Genomic DNA, 1,973 nt, shown 5'->3' with positions numbered 1-1,973 from the left:
GGTTGAGCGCCATTTCACAGCAAATTCGGGGTGAATCAGCTTGGCCAACACCACCCCAGCCCGACTCGCGACGTCCCTCGATGATGGTAACCCTCTATTCACCGCCCCCTCCACTTGGCGCAGCTGAGGACAGCCACAGGAACAGACAAGAGTGTTTGAAGTACAATTTGGATCAGAGACCTAATTTCGGTCGGATCAACTTGTAAGTTACGATCCTCATCGTTGGACTGCTCTTGAGGCATGTATGCCCCCACGGTTAGCACTGTCTCGGCAGGCCGTCTATCTACTGAAGCCAAGGGAAAAAAACATCGCCAGTCCGGCTTCGACCCGTCTGCTTTATTGCACGATGTGGTGACGCATCCCTCCCCATATGTGACAACCTAGCCCCCTCGCCCGACAAGCAGCCCACTATACCCCGTAAACAAGTAGCATGATAACACGAGCAAGCACCGTCGCTACAAAGACGCCCTTTCCGCTAGCGGGAACTTAGCTGGCTGTCATACGAAAGTGTTTAGGAAACGATCTCGACATAACTCTTATGAGGAAGGCTCAATCGAAGCATAATGTAGACGCACGCAAAACCAGAAGTACCTGCTACTTCGCCTGGGACAGTATTCTAAAAGGCTTCGGAATTCGCATCATACCACTCAGAACCAAGACCTTTCAGGAACAATACTGGAAAGTTAAACGCACCCGTGAGGCATCACCTAGGCGCCATGGTGTGATTACAGGAGATCAAGCGCGTGCAAGCGCCTTAACGATAGTCCGCCAAACTGCTGAGGGATATGGTCCGGTAGAGGCGATTGCACTGGAGCGTGTAGCCCCCACGATTTCAGATCTATGTGACCGCTGCACCCAACTCCATGTCCACGTACATGCTAAGCCCAATACTACTCGCGACTTCCGTCCCGCTATCTGCAAGATGATCCCCCCCTGCCCTCGCCACATTCAAAGTGAACGAAGTCCTACGAAAAGATATCGCGAACCAGCACTACCGTCACCGTGCGATGCCAACCCAAGCCAATCGAATGCTTACTGTCTTGTCGAAGATGTTCAACATGGCGGAGCTCTGGAGCTTGCATCCGGACGGGATCAATCCGTGCCGTTACGTTCCGAAACATCAAGAAAACAAACGTGAGCGATATCTGGCTCAAGCGGAGAACAAACATCTAGGGAAGACCCTCGCACAGTAGGAAGCGCACGGTAGCGAAAGCCCGCACGTTACCGCCGCCTTCCGCTTGCTTTTATTGACGGGATGTCGAGTGAGTGAAGTCTATACTGCACGATGGGAATATGTCACGGATCGCGGGCTTGAACTGCCGAACAGCAAGGTACATCAGAGGTTTATACCCCTCCCGATGATAGCACGCTTCATTTCAACCGATCTGCCGCGCACCGTTGGCAATCCCTTCATCATCGAAGGCCGCGGGGAGAACATCAACATTACAGACCTGCAGCGCTCTTGGCGACGTATCCGCAAGCTGGCTGGCCTCGATGACCTGTGGATTCAAGACTTACGCCACACCTATGCCTCGACAGCGATGTCCAGTGGGATGCCGATACAAATAGTGGAGGAACTTTTGGGACATTCACAGTTGCAAACTACACTCCACTACGCGCACCTCGCCGATGATCCTGTCTGTACTACCGCTCAGGGAGACAGCGCTGTAATCTCAACATCGATTCAAAGCAAGAAACGCCCGACAAAACCACATTTGCGCCTCGATTAGGGGCTACAGAACTGGTCATGTCTCTTCGCTTAATCGAACCGTTTTCTGACCCTTCGCGGTCAACCATGGAAACAGAACTTCAATTGACTCCGGATGAACCTGAGTCGCCGCGAATAAAGAGCGCTGACTGGCGAAACAGCGCACCAATCAATCATAAGCCTAGATCGGTTCAGGTGCACAACCGCGTCGCCCTCGATACGGTCTCGAAAGCGTTGAAGTAAGCGCATAGCAGTTTGAGACTAC

The 1,973-nt window shown here is 52.6% G+C and carries 1 protein-coding gene; it reads left to right on the top strand.

The features are described 5' to 3' along the window. The first annotated feature begins 1,262 nt into the window (after window positions 1-1,262). Window positions 1,263-1,730, top strand: a complete 468-nt coding sequence (locus PM04_RS18300) for a tyrosine-type recombinase/integrase (protein ID WP_234702818.1) — start codon at window positions 1,263-1,265, stop codon at window positions 1,728-1,730. Window positions 1,731-1,973 lie beyond the last annotated feature (243 nt).

Origin of the sequence: Thalassobacter sp. 16PALIMAR09 (assembly GCF_000765485.1) — a bacterium.
GTDB lineage: Bacteria > Pseudomonadota > Alphaproteobacteria > Rhodobacterales > Rhodobacteraceae > Thalassobacter > Thalassobacter stenotrophicus.
This window is presented reverse-complemented; position numbering and strand designations above follow the sequence as displayed.